The organism is Duganella alba (assembly GCF_009674495.1).
Taxonomy (GTDB): domain Bacteria; phylum Pseudomonadota; class Gammaproteobacteria; order Burkholderiales; family Burkholderiaceae_D; genus Rugamonas; species Rugamonas alba.
The window spans coordinates 44,926-65,720 of the sequence record NZ_WKJN01000010.1; the positions used below are offsets into that span (position 1 = coordinate 44,926).

At 63.0% G+C, this 20,795-nt stretch carries 19 protein-coding genes; 11 read left to right on the plus strand and 8 right to left on the minus strand.

Going from position 1 to position 20,795, the window contains the following annotated elements; genetic code table 11:
- Position 1 precedes the first annotated feature (1 nt).
- On the plus strand, positions 2–952 hold the full coding sequence (locus tag GJ695_RS12145) for a YheT family hydrolase (protein WP_166455126.1): 951 nt from the start codon (positions 2–4) through the stop codon (positions 950–952).
- Entirely contained in the window at positions 945–1,535 is a 591-nt protein-coding gene (locus GJ695_RS12150; protein WP_154365029.1) for a DUF2946 family protein, read from the plus strand. Before GJ695_RS12145 ends, GJ695_RS12150 begins: the two co-directional genes overlap by 8 nt.
- On the opposite strand, the gene GJ695_RS12155 is transcribed toward GJ695_RS12150, so the two are convergent.
- Positions 1,504–3,192, minus strand: a complete 1,689-nt coding sequence (locus GJ695_RS12155; protein ID WP_154365030.1) for a M48 family metalloprotease — start codon at positions 3,190–3,192, stop codon at positions 1,504–1,506. The two genes, GJ695_RS12150 and GJ695_RS12155, sit on opposite strands and share 32 nt — an antisense overlap.
- A 103-nt stretch (positions 3,193–3,295) precedes the next feature.
- Between GJ695_RS12155 and moaC the strand changes: the two genes are divergently transcribed.
- Positions 3,296–3,781 (plus strand): cyclic pyranopterin monophosphate synthase MoaC, encoded by a 486-nt coding sequence (gene moaC, locus GJ695_RS12160; RefSeq protein WP_154365032.1) that lies wholly within the window; start codon positions 3,296–3,298, stop codon positions 3,779–3,781.
- A gap of 400 nt (positions 3,782–4,181) precedes the next feature.
- Here moaC and GJ695_RS12165 read toward each other — a convergent pair whose 3' ends face one another.
- Positions 4,182–4,784, minus strand: coding sequence for a hypothetical protein (locus GJ695_RS12165; RefSeq protein WP_154365034.1), 603 nt, complete (start codon positions 4,782–4,784; stop codon positions 4,182–4,184).
- Between the two features lie 286 nt (positions 4,785–5,070).
- On the opposite strand from GJ695_RS12165, the gene GJ695_RS12170 reads away from it, so the two are divergent.
- Positions 5,071–5,727 carry a flagellar brake protein gene (locus GJ695_RS12170; RefSeq protein WP_308492679.1) on the plus strand — a complete coding sequence of 219 codons (657 nt, stop codon included), beginning with the start codon at positions 5,071–5,073 and terminating at the stop codon, positions 5,725–5,727.
- Between the two features lie 49 nt (positions 5,728–5,776).
- On the opposite strand, the gene GJ695_RS30385 is transcribed toward GJ695_RS12170, so the two are convergent.
- The 6 genes from GJ695_RS30385 to recA all read right to left on the minus strand — a co-directional run bounded on the left by GJ695_RS30385 (position 5,777) and on the right by recA (position 11,265).
- On the minus strand, positions 5,777–6,232 hold the full coding sequence (locus GJ695_RS30385) for a pilin (protein WP_208023392.1): 456 nt from the start codon (positions 6,230–6,232) through the stop codon (positions 5,777–5,779).
- A 190-nt stretch (positions 6,233–6,422) separates the two neighbouring features.
- A complete protein-coding gene (locus GJ695_RS12180; protein ID WP_154365040.1) occupies positions 6,423–7,001 on the minus strand; it encodes an FHA domain-containing protein in 579 nt (192 codons plus the stop codon).
- A gap of 208 nt (positions 7,002–7,209) precedes the next feature.
- Positions 7,210–8,091, minus strand: a complete 882-nt coding sequence (sucD, locus tag GJ695_RS12185) for a succinate--CoA ligase subunit alpha (RefSeq protein ID WP_154365042.1) — start codon at positions 8,089–8,091, stop codon at positions 7,210–7,212.
- Positions 8,092–8,104: 13 nt separating this feature from the next.
- The gene (gene sucC, locus GJ695_RS12190) at positions 8,105–9,271 is read right to left on the minus strand and encodes an ADP-forming succinate--CoA ligase subunit beta (protein WP_154365044.1); all 1,167 of its coding nucleotides are present in this window, start codon (positions 9,269–9,271) and stop codon (positions 8,105–8,107) included.
- Positions 9,272–9,703: 432 nt separating this feature from the next.
- A complete protein-coding gene (gene recX / locus GJ695_RS12195) occupies positions 9,704–10,156 on the minus strand; it encodes a recombination regulator RecX (protein ID WP_154365046.1) in 453 nt (150 codons plus the stop codon).
- 5 nt (positions 10,157–10,161) lie between these two features.
- A complete protein-coding gene (gene recA, locus GJ695_RS12200; protein ID WP_154365048.1) occupies positions 10,162–11,265 on the minus strand; it encodes a recombinase RecA in 1,104 nt (367 codons plus the stop codon).
- Between the two features lie 144 nt (positions 11,266–11,409).
- Between recA and GJ695_RS12205 the strand changes: the two genes are divergently transcribed.
- From GJ695_RS12205 to GJ695_RS12235, 7 genes are all read left to right on the plus strand, one after another.
- Positions 11,410–12,126 (plus strand): response regulator, encoded by a 717-nt coding sequence (locus tag GJ695_RS12205; RefSeq protein WP_154365050.1) that lies wholly within the window; start codon positions 11,410–11,412, stop codon positions 12,124–12,126.
- Entirely contained in the window at positions 12,123–13,637 is a 1,515-nt protein-coding gene (locus GJ695_RS12210; protein ID WP_166455125.1) for a sensor histidine kinase, read from the plus strand. Before GJ695_RS12205 ends, GJ695_RS12210 begins: the two co-directional genes overlap by 4 nt.
- On the plus strand, positions 13,630–13,914 hold the full coding sequence (locus GJ695_RS12215; protein ID WP_154365052.1) for a DUF4212 domain-containing protein: 285 nt from the start codon (positions 13,630–13,632) through the stop codon (positions 13,912–13,914). Before GJ695_RS12210 ends, GJ695_RS12215 begins: the two co-directional genes overlap by 8 nt.
- The gene (locus GJ695_RS12220) at positions 13,911–15,977 is read left to right on the plus strand and encodes a sodium:solute symporter family protein (protein WP_154365053.1); all 2,067 of its coding nucleotides are present in this window, start codon (positions 13,911–13,913) and stop codon (positions 15,975–15,977) included. Before GJ695_RS12215 ends, GJ695_RS12220 begins: the two co-directional genes overlap by 4 nt.
- A gap of 74 nt (positions 15,978–16,051) precedes the next feature.
- A complete protein-coding gene (locus tag GJ695_RS12225) occupies positions 16,052–18,067 on the plus strand; it encodes a S9 family peptidase (protein WP_154365055.1) in 2,016 nt (671 codons plus the stop codon).
- A gap of 58 nt (positions 18,068–18,125) precedes the next feature.
- Positions 18,126–19,340, plus strand: coding sequence for a 6-phosphofructokinase (locus GJ695_RS12230; RefSeq protein ID WP_154365068.1), 1,215 nt, complete (start codon positions 18,126–18,128; stop codon positions 19,338–19,340).
- A gap of 2 nt (positions 19,341–19,342) precedes the next feature.
- Complete coding sequence (locus GJ695_RS12235; protein WP_208023390.1) at positions 19,343–20,779, plus strand: serine hydrolase domain-containing protein; 1,437 nt, start codon at positions 19,343–19,345, stop codon at positions 20,777–20,779.
- The last annotated feature ends 16 nt before the right edge of the window (positions 20,780–20,795 follow it).

The following is a 20,795-nucleotide window of genomic DNA, read 5'->3' on the forward strand; positions in this document are numbered from 1 at the left end:
CGTGAAGTACACCGCACCGTTCTGGCTGCCCAGCGGCCACCTGCAAACCATTTATCCGGCGCTGGCCATCCGCAAGCCGCCGGTGCGTTTCCGCCGCGAACGCTGGGATACGCCGGACGGCGATTTCATCGATGTCGATTTTGTCGACGGCCAGCCGGGCCAGCCCTTCGTGGTGCTGTTCCACGGACTGGAAGGCTCGTCCGACAGCCACTATGCGCGCGCCTTGATGGCGGCCGTGCAGGCGCGCGGCTGGTCCGGCGCGGTGCCGCACTTCCGCGGCTGCTCGGGCGAAGCCAACCGCGCGCCGCGCTTCTACCATTCCGGCGACGCCGCCGAAATCGACTGGATCATCCGCCGCCTGCACGCGCGCCGCACGCAAGACAGCGGCAAGTTCTACGCCACCGGCGTTTCGCTGGGCGGCAACGCGCTGCTGCGCTGGCTCGGCGAATCGCAGCAGCAGGCCGGGTTCGTCAACGCGGCCTGCGCCGTGTCCGCGCCGCTGGACCTGGCGCAAGGCGGCGCCTCGCTGTCGAGCGGCCTGAACATGGTCTACACGCGCATGTTCCTGCAAACGCTGAAACCGAAGTGCGTAGCCAAACTACAGCAGTTCCCCGGCCTGTTCGACCTCGACGCCTTGCACGCGGCGCGCGACCTGTACGCCTTCGACAACGTGGTCACCGCGCCGCTGCACGGCTACCGCGACACCGACGATTACTGGAACCGCGCCAGCGCCAAGCACGTGCTGGGCGACATCACCGTGCCGACGCTGGTGCTGAACGCGAAGAACGATCCCTTCCTGCCGGGCCGCCATCTGCCGCAGCGTGCGTCGTCGCGCGTGGTATTGGACTATCCTGAGCACGGCGGCCACGTCGGCTTTGCCGTCGGCGGCGTGCCGGGCCAGATCAGCTGGCTGCCGCAGCGCCTGATCCACTTCCTGGAGCAACATGGATGACATCGTCAAACAGGCACTGGCCAAATGGCCCAACGTGCCGCACTGCTACGGCTGGCTGGCGCTCGACGCGCGCGGCAACTGGCGCATGCGCGACGAACGCGCGCAACACCTGAACCTGCCGGGCGACAAGCTGACCAACACGGCGCTGGTCGCCTTCATCACGCGCAACTACGCGGCCGATGAACGCGGCTGCTGGTATTTCCAGAACGGTCCGCAGCGCGTCTACGTGCAGCTGGAGGCCACGCCCTACATCGTGCGCACCGATCCATCCGCCGGCTGGCTGCTGCACACCGGCGCGCCGCTGGGCACGCTCGACGCGGCGCTGCTGACCGACACCGGCGCGCTGGTGCTGCGCAGCGGCGACGTGGTCGCGCAACTGGACGACCGCGACTTCGCCCACGTGCTGCCGCTGCTGCACATGGACGGCGCGCCGGTGGCGGATGAGGTGCTGCTGGACTGGATAGCTGGCCAGACGGAAGGCGCGCTGAGCCTGAATGGCGTGGCGGTGGAACGCATCGCCGCCGATCAGCTGGCGGCGCGCTTCGGCTACGTCAGCGTACCGTCGTCGGAGACGGCGCCATAGGATCGGTGGCCTGGCGGATGCGGTCGAACGGACTGGTGTAGGTATTGAAGCCGTTGTCCTTCGTATCCTTCTCGGAAGACTTCATCTCCAGCTTGAACGCCGGACTGGCGTTGGCCAGATCCTTCTTGCCCTTGTCCCCCAGCTCCTCGCGGCGGCGCGCCTGCCACTCGCGCTCGCGCGCATCGATCAGCGACTGGTCGTAGAACGAGGCGTCCGGCGCCTTGCGCGCGTAGCCCAGCTGGTCCAGCGCCGCCATCACGCCGCCCTGCAGGTTGTACGACTCCGCCAGCGCGATGTGCTGCAAGGCCAGCTTGCCCTGCTTGGAATACACCTGCGCCAGCAAATCATAGGCTTCGATATCCTCGCGGTACAGCTGCACCTGATCGCGCAGGTAGGCGCCGGCCTCTTCCAGCTTGCCGGCGGCCAGCAGCGCCTCGCCGTATTGATGGGCGAGGCCGCGCGACAGCGGGAATTTCAGATGCGCCGCGTCCGCCTCTTCGACGGCCTTGGCCAGCACTTCCTTGTTATCCGGCTGCGCCAGCTTGATCTCGATCGAGGTCGCGGCAAAGATCGATTCCGCCTTGCTGCGCGGCGACGCGCCGAACACGCCGGTCGGCGGCGGCCGGTTGACGGTCTCGCGCGCCTGCTCCAGCCACTTCTGTGCGGCGGCGGTGTCGCCCTGCTTCATGGTCAGGAACGCCATGCCGTACTGGCCGGCGGCCTTCTGCTGCCAGCTGTCCTGCTTGATCTGCGTCTGGAAGAACATGGCGGCTTCGTTGTAGCCGGTGGTGGTCTGGTCCTGCAACACGCGGGCGCGCGAACGCACCAGGAAAAAGTCCAGGCTGTCCTGGCGCTGCTTGTACGGCTGCTCGCGGATGCGCGCCTGGATGTCGGCGATGCGCTCGGTGGTCAGCGGGTGGGTCAGCAGCCAGGCCGGCACCAGGTCGCTGTAATTGCGCGTGGAATTCTGCATCTGCTGGAAGAAGGCCACCATGCCGGTGGTGTCGAAGCCGGCCTCGCCCATGATCTGGAAGCCGATGCGGTCGGCTTCGCGCTCGGCGTCGCGGCCGAAGTTCAGCTGCCGCTGGATGGCGACGCCCTGGCCGCCGAGGAACACGCCCATGGCCGCGTCACCGCCGGCGCGCGAGGCCAGCGCCGCCAGAATCATGGCCGCCAGCGGAATCAGCGCGTCCTGCTTCTGCTGGCCGATGGAACGGGCGATGTGGCGCTGCACCACGTGGCCGATCTCGTGGCCCAGCACCGAGGCCAGTTGCGACTCGTTTTCCGCCGCCAGCAGCAGCGCCGAGTGCACGGCGATGAAACCGCCCGGCAGCGCGAACGCGTTCAGCTGCGGATCGCGCACGACGAAGAAGAAATAATCGTACTTGGCCTCGCCGCGCGCGCCGGGACGGGCGTCCACCAGCGCGTTGCCGAAGGTATTCATGTATTCGAGGATGGGGCCGTCGTCGAGGTAATCGCGGTCGCGGCGGATGTCGCGCATGATCTCCTCGCCCAGCTTGCGCTCCATCAGCGGCGACAAGTCCTGGCTCTCGGTGCCGCCGAGCGCAGGGAGATTCGGAATTTTGGCAGGCGCCAGCACGTTCTGCGCCATCGCCATCGGCATGGCGACCAGCAGGGCGGCGGCAATGGCGCGCATGCGACCGGAGTAAGAGGAGCGTTTTACATTCACGGTGATATGATACCCGCAACTTGGGCACGAAAACTTAGTGCCCCATTATGAATCATTTTAAGCTGCAACCATGACTACCGACCACCTGACCCACTTCGACGCCACCGGACAAGCCCACATGGTGGACGTTGGCGCCAAGGCGGAGACCCACCGCATCGCCCTGGCCAGCGGCTCGATCCGCATGAAGCCGGAGACCCTGGCCATCATCCTGAGCGGCACCGCCAAGAAAGGCGACGTGCTGGGCATCGCCCGCATCGCCGCCATCATGGCCTCCAAGCGCACCAGCGACCTGATCCCCCTGTGCCACCCGCTGGCCCTGACCCGCGTGGCGGTGGACTTCGAAACCGACGAGGCCAATTCCACCGTCCACTGCAAGGCGCAAGTGGAAACCTACGGCAAGACCGGGGTGGAGATGGAAGCACTCACTGCGGTGCAGATCGGCCTGCTGACTGTGTATGACATGTGCAAAGCCGTGGATCGCGGCATGGTCATGTCCAACATCCGCGTCACCGAAAAACACGGCGGCAAGTCGGGCGACTGGAGTGCGACGAGCTAAGCAATTGATTTGGTGAGTAAATTTTTCTTAATCGATGATTCAAACAATTCTGGTACTTTTCTTCGGACCTTAGCGGTTCGGCATCATAAGTATTCAGTTCAGCTATCAGGCTGGTTAAAGACCCAAACAAACAAACAAACAAACCGCGTAAGTAGAGAGAAATTTGAAACAGCTCCATTTGGACCTGAAGGAGCTTAGTTATGAGGGGGGCATACGACCGCGTGGCTAGGGTTTTACATGCAGTGGAAGACGGATCAATTGGATTGGGTAATTTCCGCGAGTAAATGAACAACTAGCTGAAAGTACGACGTTCCTCAGTGGTTATTGTCTCACGCATATACATAGACGCCTTTCGTTGAGGAGGGAATTCTGACCTTGCAGCCCCAAAGATGCGCTCAGATTAAATTTTGAACGTGCCTGTCCAAATGAGTACGATAAACCCCACAGACACCAGTACGATAGCAGGGGCCATCCAGTTACGGGCAATACGGAACGGGCGCTCCCCTTCCTTTACTCGCCTCCACTCTTTTTTGAGTATCGGTGAAGCATAGTCAGCAGCGAGCTCTAGCGCTTTTAGTGTGGCATCACTAGTACCTCTTTGCTGAATCATCTTATTTTGTTCTACGATAGCGCCCACCATCAGCCGCATCAGCTCCTTGTGCTCCGCCTCCTCCGAATTCAGTCGAAGCTTAATGCGGTAGTGCACCTCAGCTATTTGAAATCGGATATCGCTGACCCGTTCGTCGCTGATTGGAAATGAAACTTGGTCTTTGTAGTTTGGGCCGAGTATATGACGCTCCTCAGTAGCACGGGCGAATGCACGGGCACAAGCAAAGAATGTTGACAGGTCCTCGCGAAGAGCATCTATCCACGCTTGTCTAAATTCTGAAGTTTTCTGCTCTTTGGTCATGGTGAGACTGACGAACGAGATCGCGCCAGCAATCAAAGCTGCGACTAACGTTGCAATTGCTGCGAGGGCCTGAACGGGTATCTCTTGCGACATAAAGCATTCCCAAGTGGTTAAGCATCTTGGCATTATGGATGATAGCTACTACAAACTCCAAAACGGCCGAATCTATAACGTTGCGCCGTCGCCCGCTGTATGACCGATTAGCAATGTGTTGTATTGCTCGATTGTCACACTTCGTTAGCGCGCATATAATTAATGTCGCAGGAACAATTTTTTGACGGTGTTGTCACCGTAGCCGTTTTGCGCATATAGAAAGATTTGCATGAGCAGCAACCCTCCGCCAAGCGAAGCCAAAACTCAGGAATACGAGTTTGAGCAAATGAACCTGCAAGTAGGCGGCAGAATTCAGTTCATCACGCACCGTACCATCAAACCTGTCCAGCACTTCTCCACCCTGATCGGCTGGGTGAAGGATGAGTACATGATCGTCAAGGTGCCCTTCGAGAACAATGCGCCAATCGCGCTCAATGAAGGCGATAAGCTGACGATCCGCGTGTTTTCCGGCGTGAACGTGTGTTCCTTCTCGTGCGTGGTGCAGCGCGTGTTCCCGCGTCCGCTGTTTTATGCGCACCTGAGTTTTCCGAAGTCGATCCAGGGCACCAGCCTGCGCGCGGCGATGCGGGTCAAGGTGGATATTCCGGCGCAGATCACGACCGCTTCCGGCAGCCACACGTCGGTGTTTCTGGTGAACTTGAGCGTGTCCGGGGCGCTGATCGAGTCGCCCAAGCAGTTGACGGATGGCGATGCGCAGGTCGGGCTGTCGTTCTATCTGATTGCGCAGCCGGGCAACCGGCAGGTGCGCGTCAATCCGAATGCGACGATCCGGAACATCAATGTCGTCAAGCCGGCGGCCAGCGACAAGCCGGAAGTATTCACCTACGGCGTGCAGTTTGTCGATCTCGATCCGGTCCACTACACGATGCTGCAAAACCTGACCTACGAAGCGCTGATCGCCGACCGCCAGAAGATCGTTTGAGCAGACGAAAAAAAACCCGGCAGATGCCGGGTTTTCTTATTGAAGCTGATTATTGAGTAGCGCTATTTTTCAGGATTGCACCCTTGGCGGCGTCGTTCGTCACGCTAGTGCCAATGGTCCAGCTAACGCCAGTATCGCTGATGTTAGGATCGAACGTCATGTTCATCCCATCCACACCAGTACCAACGCCCGAATTAAAGGTAGCCGTGATCTTGCCGTTTTCTACAGTCACGTCGCTGAGTTCTTTGGTGGCAGTAAAGGCGGTTGGAATACCTTTACCGTTATTGGCAGTGCTGCTGCAATCAGTCTTGCTGTTACCGTTTTCCTGGATGCACAACGCCACAGCTGTTTTGTACGGATCAACAGCCGACATCGCGTTGGCGACTTTAGCTTTGGTGGTGTAGTTGCTGTACTGCGGAATCGCCACGGCGGCCAGGATGCCGATAATGGCGACCACGATCATCAGCTCGATCAGGGTAAAGCCGGCCTGTGCTTGTTTCTTCATCATTTTCATCGATTTCATGGTACGGCTCCTAAGGGTGTGAAGGCATTGTTGGGTGACACATCTCCCTTAGCGCAATTGGTGTGCCAGCTTGTTTTTGCTCAAATTTTCAGCAAATCGGCACAAAAACTGCCGTTTTTTGTCAGTCCGGACCGCCGTAATTTGTCAGCACAAGTCGGATTGACAAAAATTGTCAGGCGACGCGGAAGGTCATCTGCGTGCCGCTGAGGTCGAGAATGTCGCCATCGCTGAGGCGCTCGGCGCTCTGCTTGTCCACCGGCGCGCCGTTCAGCAGCGGCGCGGCCTCGCCTTCGGTGTGCGTCATGGTGTAGAACTGCGGATGGCGATGAATCACCACCACCTGCACGCCGGCGCGGCCCAGCGTGGTCTGCGGCTTCGTCAGCGCGACGTGCTTGCCAGCGTTGCTGCCGTTCAGGATGGACAGCTCGGCCAGCACCGGCTGCGCCGCAGCCAGCGGGCGGATGCCGTCCGCCACAAAGGTCAACTGGAACTTGGCGATCTTGATGCTGTCCTGGTGTTGCAAAAAATGCTTGCCGATGCGGTGGCCGTTGACGAAGGTGCCGTTGGTGCTGTGCAGGTCTTCCAGGAACGAGTCGTCGAGGATGGTGACGATGGCGGCGTGCTCGGCGCTGACCGCCGGATGCGTCAGCACGATATCGTTGCGCGGGTGACGGCCCAGCGTCATGCGCTCCTTGCTCAACTGGATTTGCTGCTCTAGTGCTCCATCGCGCGCGATGAGGATCTTCGCCAATCTGGTCTCCTGGGTTACAAGCACGCACATCGCCAGTACCCCGAACGAAAGGGTCAGACCCCATGCGGGGTCTGACCCTGGCCGCAGCGGTGTGCGGGTTGTACGAGTGCCGTTTGTTGCGCAGTCACAGTCCGCCCCGCCGCCCCGCCAAAAATAAAGGGGAGCACGATGGCTCCCCTTTATTATTCCACAACTGCGTGGACGAAAATTACAGCATTGCTTTCAGCAGGCGTGCCATTTCCGATGGGTTTTTGGTCACGGTGATGCCGCAAGCTTCCATGATTTCCAGTTTGGCTTGTGCGGTGTCCGCGCCGCCCGAGATCAGCGCGCCGGCGTGGCCCATGCGCTTGCCTGGAGGAGCGGTAACGCCGGCGATGAAGCCAACTACCGGTTTCTTCATGTTGTCTTTGATCCAACGGGCTGCATTGGCTTCGTCCGGACCGCCGATTTCGCCGATCATGATGACCGCGTCGGTATCAGGATCTTCGTTGAACATGCGCATCACGTCGATGTGCTTCAGACCGTTGATCGGGTCGCCGCCGATACCAACTGCCGACGATTGGCCCAGGCCCAGTGCGGTCAGCTGACCCACTGCTTCATAGGTCAGGGTGCCCGAACGCGAAACCACGCCGATACGGCCTTTCTTGTGGATGTGGCCTGGCATGATGCCGATCTTGATTTCGTCTGGGGTGATCAGACCTGGGCAGTTAGGGCCCAGCAGCAGGGTTTTCGAACCAGCTTTGGCCATGCGGTCTTTGATTTCCATCATGTCGCGCACTGGGATGCCTTCGGTGATGCAAATTGCCAGATCCAGGTCGGCTTCAACAGCTTCCCAGATTGCAGCGGCAGCGCCTGCTGGCGGCACGTAGATCACCGACACGGTGGCGCCGGTTTCCGAAGCGGCTTCTTTCACCGAACCGAAAATTGGGATGCCTTCGAAATCTTCGCCGGCTTTCTTCGGGTTCACGCCTGCCACGAAGGCGTTTTTGCCGTTCGCGTAGTCGCGGCACATGCGGGTGTGGAACTGGCCGGTTTTACCGGTGATACCCTGGGTGATGACTTTGGTGTCTTTGTTGATCAGAATAGACATATCGGTTCCTTAATTATTTACCAGCAGCGGCTGCAACAACGCTCTTAGCTGCATCTTCCATGGTGTCAGCGGCGATGATCGGCAGGCCGGAGTCCGCCAGCATTTTCTTGCCCAGGTCTTCGTTGGTGCCCTTCATGCGGACCACCAGCGGTACTTGCAGCGAAACTGCTTTCGATGCGGTGATCACGCCTTCGGCGATCACGTCGCAACGCATGATGCCGCCGAAGATGTTGACCAGGATGGCTTTCAGGCCTGGGTTTTTCAACATGATCTTGAAGGCTTCGGTCACTTTCTCGGCCGTGGCGCCACCGCCGACGTCCAGGAAGTTGGCAGGCTCGCCGCCGAACAGCTTGATGGTGTCCATGGTGGCCATGGCCAGACCGGCGCCGTTCACCAGGCAGCCGATATTGCCGTCCAGCGAGATGTAGGCCAGGTCGAATTTCGATGCTTCAACTTCCGCTGGATCTTCTTCGTCCAGATCGCGGTAAGCGACGATTTCTGGTTGACGGAACAGCGCGTTGGCGTCGAAGTTGAACTTCGCGTCCAGGGCGATGATCTTGCCCGAACCGGTGACGATCAGCGGGTTGATTTCAGCCAGCGACGAGTCGGTTTCCCAGTAGGCTTTGTACAGGCCTTTCAGGTTGGTGACAGCGTCAGCGATCGAGCCTTCCGGCACGCCGATTTTGGCAGCGATGGCGGCAGCGTCAGCGTCGGTCAGGCCGACGGCTGGATCGATGGCGATCGAGTGGATTTTTTCTGGGTGGGACTCGGCAACTTCTTCGATGTCCATGCCGCCTTCCGACGAGGCCATCAGCACAACGCGCTGGGTCACGCGGTCGGTGACCAGCGATACGTACAGTTCTTGTTTGATGTCCGCGCCTTCTTCGATCAGCAGGCGGCGTACTTTCTGGCCTTCCGGGCCGGTCTGGTGGGTCACCAGCTGCATGCCCAGGATCTGGTCAGCGTATTCTTTAACTTGTTCCAGCGACTTGGCAACTTTCACGCCGCCGCCTTTACCACGGCCACCGGCGTGGATTTGAGCTTTCACAACCCAGACTGGGCCGCCCAAGGTTTCAGCAGCTTTCACTGCCTCTTCAACGGACAGGCACGGAATGCCGCGCGGTACCGTCACTCCGTATTTTCGGAGGATTTCTTTGCCTTGATACTCATGGATTTTCATGCTGGCTTCCCTTCTGATGCTGATGTGTATAAATCGGTTGAATGATTAAGCAGATAATGTTGCTACGCGCTACCCGGTGCTGCTTTGTCCACAGAGCGCGGGTAAAACTTCGCCGCTGCGCCGCTAATCAGGCACAGAGCTTGGAATTCTGGGGAGTGAAACGATGGTTGATGCAGAGGGGCGCCGCCAATAGTCCGCACACCATCCCGGTTCGGGATAGCGGTTGCGCGCGAGGACCGCAGCGCACGTCGGATAACTGGAGTTAACAAGGACATAAGATCGATACCGCTCTCGCGGCATTTAATTAGTTAGCAGCCTGGCGCATTTTCTCTTACTAAAAATGCACGTTGCCGCAGCTTCTACGGACAACCACCGCACCCGCGGTGCTGCAAAAACCCGCAAAGTTTAGCACACCGCGCACCGAGTGGATACTCAGTCGTCGAGATCGGCGCCTTTGATGACCTTTTGTACAGTGCGTTGAGAGAAGCCACGCTGCAACAGAAAGCGGATTTGCTTATGTCGTTCCTGTGGATCGTTTGCCACGGTGCCGAACTTGCGCTGCCAGATTTCGCTGGCGCGCGCGATTTCGGTATCGGCGAGATTGGATTTGAGTTCCTGCAGCGCGTCGCCATTGACGCCGTGGCTTTGCAGCTCGGCGACGATGCGGCTGTTGCCGTACCGGGCGGCACGGCGGTGGATCAGCGATTCGGAGAAGCGTTCCTGCGACAGCCAGTTGTTCTTTTCCAGCAGATCGAGCAGGGCGTCGAGGTCGTCGCCCTCCTCCGCATACTTGGACAGCTTGCGCGCCAGCTCCATCCGGCTATGCTCGCGCATGGAGAGAAAGCGCAGCGCGCGCGCTTTCAGACTCAGTTGCGGCTGGCGCATACTATTTAAGCGGCGTCGGCCTTGTCGCCTTTATCGGCCTTGTCAACCGACTTCAGCTTGACCACGGTGTTGTCGGTGGACAGTGGCGGCAGCGCGCGCACGCCCAGCGATTCACGCACCTTGTTTTCGATTTCCCACGCCAGTTCCGGGCGCTCTTGCAGGAAGATACGGGCGTTGTCCTTGCCCTGGCCGACGCGTTCGCCGTTATAGCTGTACCACGAACCCGATTTCTCGACGATCTTGGCTTCCACGCCCAGGTCCAGGATCTCGCCTTCGCGCGAGGTGCCGGCGCCGTACAGGATGTCGAAGTGCGCTTCCTTGAACGGCGGCGCGATCTTGTTCTTGACGACCTTGACCTTGGTTTCGTTACCGATCACCTCGTCGCCCGATTTGATCGAGCCGGTGCGGCGGATGTCCAGGCGCACGGAGGCGTAGAACTTCAGCGCGTTACCGCCGGTGGTGGTTTCCGGCGAGCCGAACATCACGCCGATCTTCATGCGGATCTGGTTGATGAAGATGACCAGGGTGTTGGTGCGGTTGATCGAACCGGTCAGCTTGCGCAGCGCTTGCGACATCAGGCGCGCTTGCAGACCTGGCAGCGAGTCGCCCATGTCGCCTTCGATCTCGGCGCGCGGCGTCAGCGCGGCGACCGAGTCGACCACCACCATGTCCACCGAGCCGGAACGGACCAGCGCGTCGCAGATTTCCAGCGCTTGCTCGCCGGTGTCCGGCTGCGAAATCAGCAGTTCGTGCAGGTTGACGCCCAGTTTCTGGGCATAGCCGACGTCCAGCGCGTGCTCGGCGTCGATAAAGGCGCAGGTGCCGCCCAGTTTTTGCATTTCCGCGATGGTTTGCAGGGTCAGCGTGGTTTTACCCGACGACTCCGGGCCGTAAATTTCCACCACGCGGCCGCGCGGCAGGCCGCCGACGCCCAGCGCCACGTCCAGGCCCAGGGAGCCGGTCGACACGACCTGGACTTCCTCGATCGGCGCACTGGCGTCCATGCGCATGACGGAACCTTTACCGAATTGCTTTTCGATCTGGGCCAGCGCAGCAGCCAGCGCCTTGGCTTTTTCAGATGCAGGTACTACGCCTTTTTTGTCGTCCATAATGTGCTTTCAGCCAGTTGGGTTGTTCGATACAGGTAGCACTGTATAAAAAAACAGTGCTTAATGCAAGCGGGATTTACGCAAATTCTTTGAGATTGCACAAAAACTCGCCAAAATAGGGTTTGTGCATCAGGAGTGGTTTACATGCGTATTTTACTTGCCGAAGACGACAGCGTTCTGGCCGACGGGCTGACCCGATCCTTGCGGCAGTCCGGCTATGCCATCGATTGCGTGCGAAACGGACAGGAAGCCGACACCGCCCTGTCGACCCAGGAATTCGATCTGCTGATCCTGGACCTGGGCCTGCCCAAGCTGTCCGGCCTGGAAGTGCTGCGCCGCCTGCGCGCCCGTTCCTCACTGCTGCCGGTGCTGATTCTGACCGCCGCCGACTCGATCGAGCAGCGCGTCAACGGCCTCGACCTCGGCGCCGACGATTATATGGCCAAACCGTTCGCCCTGTCGGAACTGGAGGCGCGCGTGCGTGCGCTGGTGCGGCGCGGCGCCGGCGGCGGCGCCACCGTCATCAGGCACGGTCCGCTGAGCTACGACCAGGTCGGCCGCAGCGCCTACATCAACGACCAGATGCTGGACCTGTCGGCGCGCGAACTGGGCCTGCTGGAAATCCTGCTGGCGCGCACCGGGCGGCTGGTGTCCAAGGAACAGCTGGTCGACCATTTGTGCGAATGGGGCGAGGAAGTCAGCAACAACGCCATCGAAGTCTATGTGCACCGGCTGCGCAAGAAGATCGAACTGGGCGGCGTGCGCATCGCCACCGTGCGCGGCCTCGGCTACTGCCTGGAGAAATTCAACGACGCCGCGCGCGCCAGCGCCGAGGCGGACGCCGGGACCGCGCCGAAGTGACCCAGGAATCCGCCGACCTGGACTATCAGCCGCCCGCGCCCGACGCGGACGAGGATATCCAGCATTCCCTGTTCGGCGAAATCCTGGACTGGATGCTGGCGCCGCTGCTGCTGCTGTGGCCGATGAGCATCGCCATCACCTACCTGGTGGCCAAGTCGATCGCCAACCAGCCGTTCGACCACGCGCTGGAAGACAGCGTGACCGTGCTGGCGCAGCAGGTGCGCTCGGTCGACGGCAAACTGATCAAAAGCCTGAGCGGCTCGGCGCGCGACATCCTGCGCGCCGACGACATCGACAACGTCTATTTCCAGATCCAGGGCCCGCGCGGCGAGCACATCGACGGCGACCGCGACATGCCGCAACCGCTGCTGGACGACGAGGACAAGACCAGCTCCGGCGGCGTGCGCTTCCGCAACGACAGCATGCACGGCACGCCGGTGCGCATCGCCTTCGCCTACGTGCAGATCGAGCGCAGCGACGGCAGCGAGCCGCAGCTGGCGCTGGTGCAGGTGGCGGAAACGCTGGAGAAGCGCGCGCAGCTGGCCAACGCCATCATCAAGGGCGTGATCCTGCCGCAGTTCATCGTGTTGCCGATTGTCCTTGCTTTAGTGTGGTTTGCCCTGGCGCGCGGCTTGTCGCCGCTGGCGCAGCTGCAGGAACGCATCCGCGCGCGCAGTCCGGAAGACCTCAGTCCGATCGGCTCCAACCAGGTGCCGGAGGAGATCACGCCGCTGGTGCGCTCGCTCAACGAGATGCTGGCGCGCCTGTCGCTGACCATCGACATGCAGAAGCGCTTCATCGCCGACGCCGCGCACCAGATGCGCACGCCGCTGGCCGGCATGCGCATGCAGTCCGAGCTGGCGCTGCGCCAGACCGACAACGGCGAAATCCACCGCTCGCTGGAGCAGTTGGCCAAGAGCTCGGAGGCGGCCACGCGGCTGGTGAATCAGTTGCTGGCCCTGGCGCGCGCCGAGAACCAGCCGCAGACCGGCAGCGCCATGCTGCAACTGGACCTGGGCGAGGTGGCGCGCAACGTGGTGCAGGACTGGGTGCAGGCGTCGTTCGCGCACCGCATCGACCTCGGCTTCGAGGCGCCGCCGCAGCCGCTGCACATCACCGGCAATCCGACCATGCTGCGCGAGCTGCTGTCCAACCTGATCGACAATGCGCTGCGCTACACGCCGGCCGGCGGCAGCGTCACGGTGCGCGTGCGCAGCGACGATCTGGAACACGGCTATCTGGAAGTGGAAGACACGGGGCCGGGCATCGCCCAGGGCGAGCGCGAGCGCGTGTTCGAGCGCTTCTACCGGATTCTCGGCAATACCGCCGAAGGCAGCGGCCTCGGGCTGGCCATCGTGCGCGAGATCGCGCAGCAGCATGGCGCCGAGGTCGACATCTTCAGCAATCCGCGCGCCACGCAGCCCAAGCTGCCGGGCGCGCTGTTCCGACTGACCTTCCCACTGCCGCCGGCGTCGCCGCCAGCGGACGACGAGCCGCCATATTATGGATAAACCGATACCGCCGGACGCTCCGCTGACGCGCACACAGCACTGGCACAAGACGCGCCGCATGACCGCGCTGCTGCTCCTGCTCTGGCTGCTGACCGGCTTCTGCGCCGCCTTCTTCGCCCGCGAGCTGGCCGGCCTCAGCGTGTTCGGCTGGCCGCTGTCGTTCTACCTGGCGGCGCAGGGCGCGTCGCTGGTCTACCTGGCCATCCTGGCCTTTTACGCCTGGCGCATGCGACGGCTGGACCGCGCCGCGCGCCAGCAAGCGGAGCCGCACGCTTGAAGCCGCCCCGCACCTTCTTCCAGCGCCTGCGCAGCTACTACGCCATGTTCACCGCCGGCTTCGGCGGCTTCCTGATCGCGCTGGCCGCGCTGGAACAGGAAGGCATGCCGCGCGTGTGGATCGGCTACCTGTTCATGTTCGCCACCATCGTGCTGTACGCGCTGATCGGCGTCATCAGCCGCACCTCCAACGTGCTGGAATACTACGTGGCCGGACGGCGCGTGCCGGCCATGTTCAACGGCATGGCCACCGCCGCCGACTGGATCTCCGCCGCCAGCTTCATCAGCCTGGCCGGCGGCCTGTACCTGCATGGCTTCGACGGCCTGGCCTACATCATGGGCTGGACCGGCGGCTACTGCCTGGTGGCGCTGCTGATCGCGCCCTACCTGCGCAAGTTCGCGCAATACACCATTCCCGACTTCCTGGCCGAACGCTACGGCGGCGCCGACCATCCCGACGCCGGCAGCCTCGGCGCGAAGACCGTGCGCGTGCTGGCGGTGATCGCCACCATCATCGTCTCCTTCACCTACGTGGTGGCGCAGATCTACGCGGTGGGGCTGATCGCCTCGCGCTTCACCGGCGTCGACTTCTCGGTCGGCATCTTCCTCGGCCTGGCCAGCATCCTGGTGTGCTCCTTCCTCGGCGGCATGCGCGCCATCACCTGGACCCAGGTGGCGCAGTACATCATCATCCTGGTGGCGTTCCTGATCCCCGCCATCTGGCTGTCGGCCAAGCACACCGACAACCCGATTCCGCAAGTCGCCTACGGCAAGCTGCTGCCCAAGCTGAGCGCGCGCGAACACGTGCTGCAGGAAGATCCGAAGGAAGCCGAAGTGCGCGCCGTGTTCCGCCAGCGCGCCGCCGATTACGAGCGCCGCCTGGCCAGCCTGCCGTCATCGTGGGAAACCGGCCGCATCGAGGCGCAGCGCAAGCTGGACAGCGTCAAGACGCGCAACGCCTCGCTGCTCGACATCCGCAACGCCGAACGCGAGCTGGTGGCCTACCCCAAGAACGCCGACGAAGCCGAACGCATGTGGACCGAAGCGCGCGAGCAGAACCTGCAACGCGCCGAACCGATCACGCCGCACGCCACGCCCTATCCGGGCGATCCGGAAACCTCGGACATCAAGCGCAACAACTTCCTGGCGCTGGTGTTCTGCCTGATGCTGGGCACCGCCGCGCTGCCGCACATTTTGATGCGCTCCTACACCACGCCGTCGGTGCACGACACCCGCGTGTCGGTGCTGTGGACGCTGTTCTTCATCCTGCTGATTTACCTGACCATTCCGGCGCTGGCGGTGCTGGTCAAGTACGACATCTACAACGCGCTGGTCGGCACCAGCTACGACCACCTGCCGAACTGGGTCTCGTACTGGGCCAATGTAGACAAGCTCAATCCGCTGTTCAGCATCAACGACATCAACCACGACGGCGTGGTGCAGTTGGCCGAAATCACCATCGACGCCGACGTGCTGGTGCTGGCCACGCCGGAAATCGCCGGCCTGCCGTATGTGATCTCCGGGCTGGTGGCGGCCGGCGGCCTGGCCGCCGCGCTGTCCACCGCCGACGGCCTGCTGCTGGCCATCTCCAACGCGCTGTCGCACGACGTCTATTACAAGCTGGTGGACCGCAGCGCCTCGACGCAAAAGCGGGTGACGATTTCCAAGCTGCTGTTGCTGGCGGTGGCCTTCATCGCCGCCTACGCCGCCTCGACCAAGCCGGGCGACATCCTGTCGCTGGTGGGCGCGGCCTTCTCGCTGGCCGGCTCGACGCTGTTCCCGGCGCTGGTGCTGGGCGTGTTCTGGAAGCGCGCCAACCACCAGGGCGCGATCGCCGGCATGATCGCCGGCTTCGTCGTGTGCGTGTACTACATGCTGCACACCAATCCGATCCTGGGCGGCGGCGCGGCCTCGCAGTGGTTCCACATCGCGCCGATTTCGGCCGGCATCTTCGGCGTGCCGGCCGGGCTGCTGACGATTATCGTCGTCAGCCTGCTGACGCCGGCGCCGGGGCCGCAGACCGGGGCGCTGGTCGATTACATCCGCGCGCCGGAACAACAATAAAATACAATTGCCCCTTGGCGGTTTTGGCAACTTGGTGCTATCTTGCCTCAGTTACTTATTTTATAACAAGGCATATGCGCTCCCACCACTTTTTGCGCGCCCTGGCCCTGGCCGGCGCGTTCCTCTGCGGCCACGCCCTCGCCGCCGACGCCGCCAAGGCCCTGCCGCCCAGCGCCGACTTCTTCACCAATCCTGAATTCAGCGACGCCGTGCTCTCGCCCAGCGGCAAATACCTGGCCGTGCGCCTGGCCACCAAGGGCAAACATGACGTGCTCGGCGTGGTCGATCTGGCCACCGACGGCATCAAGGTGGTGGGCAATTTCAACGACGCCGATGTCGGCCAGTACCGCTGGGTCAACGACAACCGCCTGGTGTTCACCGCTGCCGACCGCGACCTGGGCGAGGCCGACATGCGCTACGCCCCGGGCCTGTACGCCATCAACCGCGACGGCACCGGCTTCCGCCAGCTGGCGATGCGCAGCTGGCAGCCGTTCCTGACCAGCGGCGCCAGCACCGCCGCGCGCGACCTGCTGCCGTGGCACACCTATCTGATGGGCCAGCGCGGCGCGCAGGACTCGGACTTCATCTACGTGCTGGACCGCAACTACAGCAACACCGGCGAATTCCTGTCCAGCAGCGTGCTACGCCTGAATACGGTCACCGGCCGCACCAGCGGCAACGTGCCGCGTCCGGGCGACAGCGTCGCGTGGATGCTCGACAACGAAGGCGAGCCGCGCCTGACCACCACCCGCGAAAAAGGCGGCAGCAACAACATCTACTACCGCGACCCGGCCACCAAGGACTGGCGCAAGCTGACCGACTTCGAACGCTACACCGGCCGTGGCGGCGGCTTCCGCCCGCTGGCGTTCGGCAACGACGGCACGCTGTACGTGATCCACACCACGCCCGGCCAGGACACCACCTCGGTCTACAGCTACGACATCGCCAGCGGCAAGCTGTCCGACAAGGCGCTGGTCAACCTGGAGGGCTACGACTTCAACGGCCAGCTGATCATGGACAAGGACAAGCTGCTGGGCGTGCGCCACCTGACCGATGCCTGGGGCACCACCTGGCTCGATCCGGCCATGCAGGCGATGCAGGCCAAAGTCGACCAGCTGCTGCCCAACACCGCCAACCTGCTGACCTTGCCGTCGCGGGCCGAAACGCCGTGGGTGATGGTGAGCGCCTATGCCGACATCTGGCCAAGGCGCCTGATGCTTTACAACAGCGAAACCGGTAAGCTGCGCATGATCAGCGCGACCTTTCCCAACATCGACCCGAACCAGATGGCGCGCAAGGAACTGGTGCACTACAAGGCGCGTGACGGCCTCTCCATTCCAGCCTGGCTGACGCTGCCCAAGGGCGCCGGCAAGAACCTGCCGATGGTGGTGCTGGTCCACGGCGGGCCGTGGGCGCGCGGCGGCAGCTGGGAGTGGGTGCCGGCGGTGCAGTTCCTGGCCTCGCGCGGCTACGCCGTGCTGGAACCGGAATATCGCGGCAGCACCGGCTATGGCAGCAAGCTGTTCCGCGCCGGCTGGAAGCAGTGGGGCATGAAGATGCAGGACGACATCGCCGACGGTACCCGCTGGGCGATCGCCCAGGGCTATGCCGACGCCCAGCGCATCTGCATCGGCGGCCCCAACTACGGCGGCTACGCCACGCTGATGGGCCTGATCAAGGACCCGGACCTGTACAAGTGCGGCGTGGAATGGCTGGGCATCACCGACATCAACCTGCTCTACGACGGCAGTTGGAACTACCGCTCCGACATGAGCGACGACTACAAGCGCTACGGCATGCCGGCGCTGATCGGCGACCAGGAAAAGGACGCCGAGCAGTTCAAGGCCACCTCGCCGCTGCTGCGGGCGGCCGAGATCAAGCAGCCGCTGCTGATGGCCTACGGCGGCGCCGACACCCGTGTCACGCCGGCGCACAGCATCAAGTTCTACAAGGCGATCAAGGCCACCAATCCAAACGTCGAGCTGATCGAGTACGAGGAGGAAGGCCACGGCTGGAAGCTGCCGAAGAACCGCGTCGACTTCTGGGACCGGGTCGACAAATTCCTCGACAAGAATATCGGCGCGCACTGACATTCGCGTTATAGTTCCCGGTGCAGCAAGCCTTTCAAACCACCACGGAGGAGCGGGCATGGCATCGGGAAAGATTCTGGTCGCACAGGGAGGCGGTCCCACCGCCGTCATCAACCAGTCGCTGGCCGGCGTGGTGCTGGAAGCGCGCCGCTTCCGCGACGTCACGCGGGTCTACGGCGCCATGCACGGCGTGCGTGGCATCGTCAACGAGGAGCTGGTCGACCTGACCCGCGAAACCAGCCAGAACCTGGAGCTGGTGGCTGCCACGCCCTCTTCCGCATTGGGTTCCACCCGCGACAAGCCGGACGCGGCCTACTGCGCCGAGATCTTCAAGGTGCTGTGTGCGCACCAGATCGAACAGTTCTACTACATCGGCGGCAACGATTCGTCGGACACCGTGCGCATCGTCAGCGAACAGGCGCAGGCCGCCAACTACGCGCTACGCTGCATCCACATTCCCAAGACCATCGATAACGACCTGGTCGGCAGCGACCACACGCCGGGCTTCCCGTCGGCGGCGCGCTTCGTGGCCCAGGCCTTTGCCGGCGCCAATCTCGACAACGCGGCCCTGCCCGGCGTCTACGTGGGCGTGGTGATGGGGCGGCATGCCGGCTTCCTGACCGCCGCCGCGGCGCTGGGCAAGAAGTTTCCGGACGACGGCCCGCACCTGATCTACCTGCCGGAGCGGGTGTTCTCGCTGGAGCAGTTCCTGGCCGATGTGCAAGCCACGTACACGCGCTTCGGCCGCTGCGTGATCGCCGTATCCGAAGGCATCCACGACGCCTCCGGCGAAGCGATCGCCTCGCTGCTGGCCAAGGAAGTGGAGCGCGATGCGCACGGCAACGTGCAGCTGTCCGGCACCGGCGCGCTGGCCGACTTGCTGTGCGACGAGATCAAGGCCCGGCTCGGCATCAAGCGCGTGCGCGGCGACACCTTCGGCTATCTGCAGCGTTCCTTCATCGGCTGCGTGTCGGACGTGGACCAGCGCGAAGCGCGCGAGGTCGGCGAGAAAGCCGTGCAGTTCGCCATGTGGGGCGACCGCGATGGTTCGGTGGCGATCAAGCGCACCGGCTTCTATTCGGTCGACTACGAGCTGCTGCCCCTGAGCGCCGTGGCCGGCAAGACGCGCGTGATGGAGGACGAGTTCATCAGCGCCAGCGGCACCGACGTTACCGACGCCTTCCGCATGTATTTGCGGCCGCTGCTGGGTTCCGGCATGCCGGACGCGTTCCGCCTGCGTCCGGCGCCGGTGGAAAAAATCCTCAAGCGTTGACCATGAAACGACTTCGCACCCTGCTGGCGTTGTCCAGCCTGACCCTGGTCATGCACGCCGCCGCGCAAACGCCGGCGGCCGAAGCCGACCGCTATCTGACCGCGCAAATGCAGCGCCTGCGCATCCCCGGCCTATCGGTGGCGGTGGTCAAGGACGGGCAGATCGTCCTGGCGCGCAACTACGGCACCGCCAGCGTGGAATTCGGCGTGCCGGTGGCCGACGACACCGTGTTCTCCATCAACTCGATCACCAAGGCGTTCACCGGCGTGGCCGCGATGAAGCAGGTGGAACTGGGCCGGCTCGACCTGTCCGCACCGGTGGACCAGTACCTGCCTGACCTGCCGCCGGCATGGCGCGCCGTCACCATCCGCCAGCTATTGAGCCATATGTCCGGCCTGCCCGACATCACCCGCGCGCCCACTGTGGAAACCGACGAGGAGGCGGCCTGGCGCTGGCTGCGCGAACAAACCATCCTGTTCAAGCCGGGCGAGCGCTTCCACTACTGCCAGACCAACTACATGCTAATCCAGCGCATCGTCAACCAGCTGGAAGGCCGCGCGCCGAATGCGCCGCTGGCGGAAGAACAGCTGCGCATCGCCGGCATGACCCACACCGCGTATGGCGACGCCTACACCGTCATCCCGAAGCGCGCGCCGACCTACCGCTGGCAATGGACCGGTGCCAAGGTGCAGGGCTACCCGGCGCCGTCGGCCACCGATGCCAGCACGCTGACCGCCGTCTCGGAACGCTTCCTGCCGTTCCGCCGCGCCGCCGCCGGCATGAACAGCAGCGCCGCCGACATGGCGCACTGGCTGATCGCCCTGCAACAGCACAAGCTGCTGAACGATGCCAGCCTGGCCGCCATGTGGCGGCCGGTCGCCTTCAACGATGGCGGCATGGGCCAGTGGGCGATGGGCTGGCAGGTGCTGCAACGCGGCAGCCACCGCGCGGTCGGCATGACGGGCGGCGGCCGCGCCGGCTTCTTCCTGTATCCGGAGGACGGCGTCGGCGTCATCATCCTGACCAACCTCACCGGCAGTTTTCCGGAAGACCTGATCGACAAACTGGCGTCGCTGTACATTCCGCAGCTGCCGCTGTCCGGCGTGCCCGGCTTGCGCATCGCGCTGGAGGAACGCGGCTTCGGCCAGATCGCCAGCGCCGCCGCCGACATCGAGCGCCGCTATCCGGACCAGCCGTGGCAGGAAAATGAACTGAACGATTGGGGCTACCGCCTGCTGTCCACCGGCCGCGCCGCCGATGCGCTGGCGGTGCTGCGCTTCACCGCCGAGCGCTTCCCACGCAGCGCCAACGCCCAGGACAGCCTGGGCGAAGCCTGGCTGGTCAACGGCGAGCGTGCGGCAGCCAAGCAGGCCTACCAGCGCGTGCTGGAACTGCATCCCGGTGATGCCAATGCCCTGAAGCGGCTGGAATCGCTGTAGTGCTTTACCGCGCTTT

Excerpts from the sequence above, each read along its gene's own strand:
- GJ695_RS12170 (WP_308492679.1), top strand. The coding sequence starts at position 5,071 with ATGAACCTGCAAGTAGGCGGCAGAATTCAGTTCATCACGCACCGTACC.
- GJ695_RS12225 (WP_154365055.1), top strand. The coding sequence starts at position 16,052 with ATGCGCTCCCACCACTTTTTGCGCGCCCTGGCCCTGGCCGGCGCGTTC.
- sucD (WP_154365042.1), bottom strand. The coding sequence starts at position 8,091 with ATGTCTATTCTGATCAACAAAGACACCAAAGTCATCACCCAGGGTATC.
- GJ695_RS12230 (WP_154365068.1), top strand. The coding sequence starts at position 18,126 with ATGGCATCGGGAAAGATTCTGGTCGCACAGGGAGGCGGTCCCACCGCC.
- recA (WP_154365048.1), bottom strand. The coding sequence starts at position 11,265 with ATGGACGACAAAAAAGGCGTAGTACCTGCATCTGAAAAAGCCAAGGCG.
- GJ695_RS12205 (WP_154365050.1), top strand. The coding sequence starts at position 11,410 with ATGCGTATTTTACTTGCCGAAGACGACAGCGTTCTGGCCGACGGGCTG.
- GJ695_RS30385 (WP_208023392.1), bottom strand. The coding sequence starts at position 6,232 with ATGAAGAAACAAGCACAGGCCGGCTTTACCCTGATCGAGCTGATGATC.
- sucC (WP_154365044.1), bottom strand. The coding sequence starts at position 9,271 with ATGAAAATCCATGAGTATCAAGGCAAAGAAATCCTCCGAAAATACGGA.
- GJ695_RS12215 (WP_154365052.1), top strand. The coding sequence starts at position 13,630 with ATGGATAAACCGATACCGCCGGACGCTCCGCTGACGCGCACACAGCAC.
- GJ695_RS12235 (WP_208023390.1), top strand. The coding sequence starts at position 19,343 with ATGAAACGACTTCGCACCCTGCTGGCGTTGTCCAGCCTGACCCTGGTC.
- GJ695_RS12155 (WP_154365030.1), bottom strand. The coding sequence starts at position 3,192 with ATGCGCGCCATTGCCGCCGCCCTGCTGGTCGCCATGCCGATGGCGATG.
- moaC (WP_154365032.1), top strand. The coding sequence starts at position 3,296 with ATGACTACCGACCACCTGACCCACTTCGACGCCACCGGACAAGCCCAC.
- GJ695_RS12165 (WP_154365034.1), bottom strand. The coding sequence starts at position 4,784 with ATGTCGCAAGAGATACCCGTTCAGGCCCTCGCAGCAATTGCAACGTTA.
- recX (WP_154365046.1), bottom strand. The coding sequence starts at position 10,156 with ATGCGCCAGCCGCAACTGAGTCTGAAAGCGCGCGCGCTGCGCTTTCTC.
- GJ695_RS12150 (WP_154365029.1), top strand. The coding sequence starts at position 945 with ATGGATGACATCGTCAAACAGGCACTGGCCAAATGGCCCAACGTGCCG.